Annotated in this window: 7 protein-coding genes and 1 pseudogene; 3 read left to right on the top strand and 5 right to left on the bottom strand. The window is 72.2% G+C overall.

Going from position 1 to position 7,789, the window contains the following annotated elements:
• Positions 1-103: 103 nt before the first annotated feature.
• Together LCE31_RS33210 and LCE31_RS33205 are read right to left on the bottom strand one after the other, a co-directional pair.
• Positions 104-946, bottom strand: a complete 843-nt coding sequence (locus tag LCE31_RS33210) for an RloB family protein (RefSeq protein ID WP_225021095.1) — start codon at positions 944-946, stop codon at positions 104-106.
• A complete protein-coding gene (locus LCE31_RS33205; RefSeq protein WP_225021093.1) occupies positions 943-2,223 on the bottom strand; it encodes an AAA family ATPase in 1,281 nt (426 codons plus the stop codon). Before LCE31_RS33205 ends, LCE31_RS33210 begins: the two co-directional genes overlap by 4 nt.
• A gap of 546 nt (positions 2,224-2,769) precedes the next feature.
• Here LCE31_RS33205 and rplM point away from each other — a divergent pair.
• From rplM to glmM, 3 genes are all read left to right on the top strand, one after another.
• Entirely contained in the window at positions 2,770-3,213 is a 444-nt protein-coding gene (rplM, locus tag LCE31_RS33200) for a 50S ribosomal protein L13 (RefSeq protein ID WP_225021091.1), read from the top strand.
• 42 nt (positions 3,214-3,255) lie between these two features.
• On the top strand, positions 3,256-3,777 hold the full coding sequence (gene rpsI, locus LCE31_RS33195) for a 30S ribosomal protein S9 (RefSeq protein WP_374118629.1): 522 nt from the start codon (positions 3,256-3,258) through the stop codon (positions 3,775-3,777).
• 191 nt (positions 3,778-3,968) lie between these two features.
• Positions 3,969-5,327 (top strand): phosphoglucosamine mutase, encoded by a 1,359-nt coding sequence (gene glmM / locus LCE31_RS33190; RefSeq protein ID WP_225021089.1) that lies wholly within the window; start codon positions 3,969-3,971, stop codon positions 5,325-5,327.
• Between the two features lie 251 nt (positions 5,328-5,578).
• Here the strand turns inward: glmM and LCE31_RS33185 are convergent, their stop codons facing one another.
• The 3 genes and pseudogenes from LCE31_RS33185 to LCE31_RS33175 all read right to left on the bottom strand — a co-directional run.
• Positions 5,579-6,082 (bottom strand): nucleoside deaminase, encoded by a 504-nt coding sequence (locus LCE31_RS33185; protein ID WP_225021088.1) that lies wholly within the window; start codon positions 6,080-6,082, stop codon positions 5,579-5,581.
• Between the two features lie 146 nt (positions 6,083-6,228).
• The gene (coaA, locus tag LCE31_RS33180; RefSeq protein WP_225021086.1) at positions 6,229-7,257 is read right to left on the bottom strand and encodes a type I pantothenate kinase; all 1,029 of its coding nucleotides are present in this window, start codon (positions 7,255-7,257) and stop codon (positions 6,229-6,231) included.
• 110 nt (positions 7,258-7,367) lie between these two features.
• Positions 7,368-7,789, bottom strand: a pseudogene (locus tag LCE31_RS33175) (hypothetical protein); the annotation flags it as partial.

The following is a 7,789-nucleotide window of genomic DNA, read 5'->3' as shown; positions in this document are numbered from 1 at the left end:
GGCCGCGGGCGTCCGTGCGCGCGGGGGTCCCGGCGGCGCGGCCGTCTCCCGGGTCTCCCGGCGTCCGGGAGACGGGGCCGGCCTCCGCGTCGTGCCCGCCGAGTCATCCGCCTCCGTTGGCTGGGTCCTCCTCCACGCCCACACCGAGCCTCGCGAGCAGCCGCCACATGTCCGACGACGGGTCGCGCTTGAGCGGATCGCAGTTCTCCGCGTGGCCGCTGCGCCGGGTCCACTGCGCGTACGTCTCGGCTCCGGGCCCGGGGATCGGGCCGGCGGGGAGGCCGCGTCCGGAGCAGCCGCCGTGCGGGCACAGCCCGACGAGTCTGCGCCCGTTGCGTACCGCGGTCCTCTCCCGCCCGAGCAGCGACTCCTCGCGCTGTGCGTTGATTCCCTTGCCGCGCTCGCCCGACGCGGTGTCGTACTCCTCGAAGCCCTTCGCGTCCGGATGGGCGCGGAGCTTGCCGAGGACGAGGGCGTCGCGGCCGTCCTGCGGCATGGTCCACTGCTGGAAGTGCAGCAGGAGCCACAGCTCGAAGGAGGGGTGGGAGAGCGCGACCTGCACGCCCTGCCGGGCCGCCTCGCGCATCGCCTCCGGGATGTCCCGGTCCCGGCTGTCTGCCGCGTCCCGGTCGAAGAGTGCCCATTTCTCGTCCTCGGGGGCCGAGGAGGCCTTGACGACGAGCGAGACGACCTCGGTGGGGCGCAGTCCGTTCCTGGCGGAGGAGAAGTGGAGGAAGAACTTCCCGGTCCGGCCGTACGTGCGGTTCAGGAGGGCGACGTAGTCGCGCTCGGTCCTCTCGCCCTCGGCGGCCACATAGACGACGTCGCGGGATTCGTCCTCGTAGTACTGCCCGGGGCGGCGAAGCGGCACGGCGCGGTCGGGGTCGCGGCGGCGACGGGTCCGTGCACCGACGCGGGCTCCTCGGTCCTGGTGTCCTCTGCTCACGCTGTCGGCCGCAGCCCCTCTACGACGAGTGCCACCTGCCGTGCGATCTCGCCGCTCGTCAGCTGCGGGACGCCGCCGTAGTGGCCGTGCAGGTAGCGGCGTTCCAGGTTGTCGTCCCGACGGGCCTTGCGCGCGGCGGTGATCGGGTAGAGCCGGGACTCGCCGGTCTCCTCCTTGAGGGTGATCCACACCTGGTCGCGGTCGAGCGGCCGTTCCACCACGGAAGGGCCGAGGAGGGTCGCGTCGTGTGTGGTGAAGATCAACTGTGCGGGGCGGGAGTTGGCCTCGCGGTCCTGGAAGAGGCGGATGGCCTCGGCGGCGAGAACGGGGTGGAGGCTGGAGTCCAGCTCATCGGCCAGGAGCACTCCGCCGTGTTCGAGGGCGTGGAAAAGGGGACCGAGAAAGGCGAACCAGGCGTGGGTGCCGAGAGATTCCTGGTCCCAGAAGTCCAACGGCTCGGACCGGCCGTCCGCGGTGTGGTGCAGGAGCCGCACCTCGCCGGTCTCCGGGTCCAGAGTCAGGCCGCTGATGCCGAGGTCCGCGGCGGCCAGCAGAGCTCCGACGCGCTCGCGGAGCGCGGGGCCGTCCTTGCGGTCGGCGAGCTGTCCGCGGGTCCATTCCGTCCGCACCGGAACGTCGGCGCCCGGTGCCACCAGCCACAGGTTGTCGACGAACCAGCGATGCACCGCCCCGAGGGCCGGGTGGTTGAGGGTGGCGCCGACCGAGAGGAACAGGGCGTCGGGCCGGGTGGAGCCGACGATCAGTTCCTTGTGCCCTTTCAGGCCGTTTCCCGGGAACCTGAACTCGCCGCCCTCGTCGTCGGGGCGGTCCGCCTCCCGGTCGAACCAGACCTGCCGGCGGCCCGAAGGGTAGGCGTGCAGCCATTCGGCCTCGACGCGCTCGTCGGACAGCTCGAATCCGTAGGTGTAGCGGACCGGGTTCCCGCCGAGCAGGAGATCGACCTCGAAGAGGCTGGTCTCCTCCCGTGCCTGAGGATCGAGCGCGAAAGGCTCTCTGGGCACCCCGCCCCGGCGGCCCCAGTCGGCGAAGGAGTCCAGGACGGCTCCCCGCATGAAGCGCAGGGCGTGCAGCACGTTGCTCTTGCCGGAGGCGTTGGCGCCGAAGATCCCGACGGCGGGCAGCACCGAGACCGGGCTGCCCTCGGAGCGGACGCCGGTCTCCCGTGCGGTGCCGGTATTGAGTTCGGTCGCCACGAGCGAGAGCTCGGTCTCCTCGCGGATCGACCGGTGGTTGGCCACCCGGAAACTGAGCAGCACGGCCGTCCTCCTGACGAGGCGGTGTACGAGGCACCGCCATCGGCTGTTACGTGCGGGTAATCCGTACAGCAGAGCCTAAAGCGGGCCGCCTTGATGCGCCAGGCGTTCTGGCCATCTGCTGGGGACGCTCCCCTCGGCGTGTGACCGCCGGGGCGCCCTCCTTGGCCCGGGGCCGGACGGGGCGCCCTCTTCGGCCCTGGGCGGGCGGGCGTGCACGCGGAGGTCCCGGAGGCGCGGCCGTCTCCCGGGTCTCCCCGAGCCCGGGCCACGGGGTCGGCGGGCGGTCTCGGGGCCGTACGATCGGGGGGTACCGGCGGGGTCCGGGCGGTGCGGGTGCGTTTTGACCCGTGCGGGTGAGCCCGAGTATCCTGCTGGTTCGTTGTGCGTATTGGCTTGTTCATTCTCACGTGAGGGGCCCTTACGCCGGTCCACCGGACCGATGACCAGCGGAGTACGAGCGGGTTGCGTCACCTGCTTCCTCCAGGCTGTCGTGATCGTCCGGGTGGCCAGTCAGGACCCATTCACGAAGAAGCGAAGGCTACGACCGTGCGTACGTACAGCCCCAAGCCCGGCGATGTCACGCGCCAGTGGCACATCATCGACGCGCAGGACATCGTCCTGGGCCGTCTGGCGACGACTGCCGCCACCCTTCTCCGGGGAAAGCACAAGCCCATCTACGCGCCCCACGTCGACACCGGTGACTTCGTCATCATCATCAACGCCGACAAGGTGCACCTCTCCGGCAACAAGGCCACGCAGAAGATGGCGTACCGCCACTCCGGCTACCCGGGCGGCCTGCGCTCCATCCGCTACGACGAGCTGATGGCCAAGAGCCCGGAGAAGGCCGTCGAGAAGGCCGTCAAGGGCATGCTCCCCAAGAACACCCTGGGCCGCCAGATGCTCAGCAAGCTGAAGGTCTACGCGGGTGACCACCACCCGCACGGGGCGCAGCAGCCCGTCCCGTACGAGATCAGCCAGGTCGCGCAGTAGTTCCGGCCACCCCCTAAGAAGAAAAGAAATCTGAGGAGAATCGTGGCCGAGACCACTGCTGAGCAGACCCCCGCCGAAGGCGAAGAGACCTTCGCCGAGGTGACGACCTTCGAGTCGGAGGCGCCCGTCGAGGGCGAGTACACCTCCGAGTCGATGGCGTCCCGCTTCGGTGACCCGCAGCCCGCCGCGGGCCTGGGCCGCCGCAAGAACGCGATCGCCCGTGTCCGGATCATCCCGGGCTCCGGCAAGTGGAAGATCAACGGTCGCACCCTTGAGGACTACTTCCCCAACAAGGTGCACCAGCAGGAAGTCAACGAGCCCTTCAAGGTGCTCGAACTCGACAACCGCTACGACGTGGTCGCCCGCATCGCGGGTGGCGGCGTCTCCGGCCAGGCCGGCGCCCTGCGTCTCGGTGTCGCCCGTGCGCTGAACGAGGCGGACGTGGACAACAACCGCGGTGCGCTGAAGAAGGCCGGCTTCCTGAGCCGCGACGACCGCGCCGTCGAGCGCAAGAAGGCCGGTCTGAAGAAGGCCCGCAAGGCCCCGCAGTACAGCAAGCGCTAAACCCCGTACCGGCGGTCGCCGGGAGAGCGCGCCCGCGTTTCTTTCACGTGGTCGCGCCTCCCGTGCGCCCCCCGTACGGCGTACCTCGTTCGCCCCGGTGGCAGTCTGTGCCGCCGGGGCGTTCGTTTTTATCCAGGGTGCCGGGCGTATAACAGCATCAAGCGCTCAAAGACATTTTCGGAGGGAGAGCTGTGGGACGACTCTTCGGTACGGACGGCGTGCGCGGTGTCGCCAACGCGGACCTGACGGCGGAGCTGGCGCTCGGCCTGTCGGTCGCGGCGGCGCATGTGCTCGCCGAGGTGGGGACGTTCGAGGGGCATCGGCCGACGGCCGTCGTGGGGCGCGATCCGCGCGCCTCGGGGGAGTTCCTGGAGGCGGCCGTCGTCGCGGGCCTGGCCAGCGCGGGCGTGGACGTCCTGCGGGTCGGCGTGCTGCCGACGCCCGCGGTGGCGTACCTGACCGGGGTCCTCGGCGCCGACTTCGGCGTGATGCTCTCCGCCAGCCACAACGCCATGCCCGACAACGGTGTCAAGTTCTTCGCGCGCGGCGGGCACAAGCTCGCCGACGAGCTGGAGGACCGCGTCGAGGCCCTCTACGACAAGCACCGCTCCGGCGAGCCGTGGGAGCGGCCGACCGGCGCGGGCGTCGGCCGCGTCCGTACGTACGACGAAGGGTTCGACCGCTACGTCGCGCACCTCATCGGGGTGCTGCCCAACCGGCTCGACGGGCTGAAGGTCGTCCTGGACGAGGCGCACGGCGCGGCGGCCCGCGTGTCGCCCGAGGCGTTCGCGCGCGCGGGCGCCGAGATCATCACGATCGGCGCCGAGCCCGACGGCCTCAACATCAACGACGACTGCGGCTCCACCCACCTCGGCCAGCTGAAGGCCGCCGTCGTCGAGCACGGCGCGGACTTCGGCATCGCGCACGACGGCGACGCCGACCGCTGCCTCGCGGTCGACGCCTCGGGTGCCGAGGTCGACGGCGACCAGATCCTCGCGGTCCTCGCGCTCGCCATGCGCGAGCAGGGCGGGCTGCGCCACAACACGGTCGTCGGGACCGTCATGTCGAACCTCGGCTTCAAGATGGCCATGGAGCGCGAGGGCGTCACGGTGGTGCAGACCGCCGTCGGCGACCGCTACGTGCTGGAGTCCATGAAGGAGCACGGCTACGCGCTCGGCGGCGAGCAGTCGGGCCATGTGATCATCCTCGATCACGCGACGACCGGCGACGGCACGCTGACCGGCCTGATGCTCGCGGCGCGCGTCGCCGCGACGGGCCGGTCGCTGGCCGACCTCGCGGGCGTGATGCGGCGCCTGCCGCAGGTCCTCGTGAACGTGCCGGACGTCGACAGGTCCCGGGTCGCCACCTCGGCGGAGGTCGCGGCGGCCGTCACCGAGGCGGAGGCGGAACTCGGCGCCACCGGCCGCGTCCTGCTGCGCCCCTCCGGCACGGAGCCGCTGGTCCGGGTCATGGTCGAGGCGGCCGACATCGACCAGGCGCGCGCGGTGGCGGGGCGCCTCGCGGACGCGGTGAAGTCGGCGCTGGGCTGAGCCGCGCGGCGGCCGCACCTCACGGAGACGGGCGCGGGGGGGGGGGGGGGGGGGGGGGGGGGGGCGGCCGGCCCGGCGCCCCGGGGGGGGGGGGGGCGCGGGGGGGGGGGGGGGGGGGCGGCCGCGGCGGCCCGGCGGGCACGCCCCCCCCCCCCCGGCCCCGGCGGGGGGGGGGGGGGGGGGGGCCCCCCCCCCCCCCCCCCCCCCCCCGCCCGTTGTCGCGTACCGGCGTACCGGTGTATCGGCTACCGCTACCTGTCGGACCTCGGGGCGCCCGGGACGCGGCGGTCGCCGCCGTTGCGCTCGCGCCACTCCTTGTACGGGGCGATGCCGTCGGGGCGCGGCTCGTGGCGCATCGGCAGCCGGCGCTCCTGCCAGGGCTTGGCGTACTCGCCGTAGAACGTCGACAGCTCGAAGTACTTGCGGTCGTCCACGTAGTACGGCTCGTACTCCTCGCGTCCCGTGACGAAGACGACCTCGTCGGGGCTCGTGTAGTAGAGCGCGCCCAGGCACATCGGGCACGGGTTGGCGAGCGCGTAGACCGTCGTGCCGACCAGGTGCTCGGTACCGAGCTTCGTACAGGCCTCGCGGATCGCGAGGATCTCGGCGTGCGCCGTCGGATCATGGGTCTGCGCGACCTTGTTGGGGCTCTCCGCGATGATCTCGCCGTCGCGGACGATCACCGTCGCGAACGGCCGGCCGCCGTCCCTGACGTTCGCGCGGGCGATGTCCACGGTCCACTGTGCGAAGTCCATGGTGCGTGGGTCCTCTTTCGTGCTGCGACGCGGTGTTTCCCTCGGTTCGCGATGGTACGTCCCCGGGGTGGGACCGGCAGCCGCGGACCGGCACCGGGGAGCGGCACCAGCGGGCCGGCTGGTCCGCGCGCCGCGCGCCGCGCAGGTCAGAGCTTGCGCAGGGAGAGGCGCTGCACCTTGTGGTCCGCCGCCTTCCGCAGGATCAGCGTCGCCCGGCCGCGCGTGGGCGCGACGTTCTCCAGGAGGTTCGGCTTGTTCACCGTGCGCCAGGTCGTCCGCGCGTAGTCCATCGCCTCGTCCTCCGAGACCCGGGTGTACTTCGTGAAGTACGAGGACGGGTCCTGGAACGCGGTCTCGCGCAGCTTGCGGAACCGGCTGAGGTACCAGGACTCGATGTCCTCGGCCCGCGCGTCCACGTACACGCTGAAGTCGAAGTAGTCGGCGAGCGCCACGCGCGTCCTGCCGTCCTGGCCCGGCAGGGCGGGCTGGAGGACGTTGATGCCCTCGACGATCAGGATGTCGGGCCGCCGCACGACCAGCCGCTCGTCCGGCACGATGTCGTAGATCAGGTGCGAGTAGACCGGCGCGGTGACCTCGTCCCTGCCGGCCTTGATGTCCGCGACGAAGCGGGTGAGCGCGCGGCGGTCGTACGACTCGGGGAAGCCCTTGCGGTGCACGAGGTCGCGCGCCTGGAGCTCCTTCATCGGGAGCAGGAAGCCGTCCGTGGTGACGCGCTGCACGCGGGGGTGCTCGGGCCAGCGCGCCAGCAGGGCCTGGAGGAGCCGCGCCACGGTCGACTTGCCCACGGCCACACTGCCCGCGACCCCTATGACGAAGGGGGTGCCGCGCTGTTCGCCGTGGCCGCCGCCCGCCTCGCCGAGGAACGTGTTGAGCGCGCCCCGCAGCTCGGCCGTCGCCCGCACGTACAGGTTGAGGAGGCGGGAGAGCGGCAGGTAGACGTCGCGCACCTCGTCCAGGTCGATCACGTCGCCGAGTCCGCGCAGCCGCTCGACCTCGCCGGCCGTCAGGGGCAGCGGGGTCTTCTCGCGCAGCGCGCTCCACTCCGAGCGGGTCAGGTCGACGTACGGAGTGGGTCCGTGGTCCGTCTTCCGCCGGTGTTCGTAGTGGGGCGTGGGCGACTGCCGGTGCGAGGGGGAGCTGATCACGGGGTCCATTGTCGGGTCAGGCGCCCGGCGCGGAGGGACCGCGCGGGGCGCGCGACGCGTCGCGTTCGTCACGTCCCCGACGGGTTGCGTTTCCGTGCGGACCGGGCCCGGGCAGCGGCTCAGCGCTTGAAGTAGTCCTGCATGTCCCACCATCTCGCCACGTGCGTACGGTCCTTGGGCGGATGGCGCAGATCCCGCGCGACGACCACGAGGCCGGCGGTCAGCACCCAGAACATCGCGGCGACCGTGTAGTGCGGATGCGGCGAGGAGACCTCGTCCCAGGTGGTGTGGATGGCGAGCAGTCCCGCGCCCGCGACCGCCAGGCACGCCGCGTACAGCCCGACGGTGCGCCCGCGCGAGCGGACCCGAGGCGGCGGGGGCGTGCGCGTACGGCTGGACAGCGCCGGGCCCGCGGCAGAACCGGGCTCCGGCGGGCGGGGTATCAGGTCGGGGGCGCGCTCCGGTGTCGTCACGACGACGGCGGGGTCGAGTGCCGCGTCGAGCGCCTCGATCCGGTCCGGCGTGAGCATCGCGAAGCTCG

It is taken from the genome of Streptomyces sp. 8L (assembly GCF_020176795.1).
GTDB lineage: Bacteria > Actinomycetota > Actinomycetes > Streptomycetales > Streptomycetaceae > Streptomyces.
Note: the sequence above shows the minus strand (reverse complement) of the source record. Positions and strands in the feature narration are given on the sequence as shown.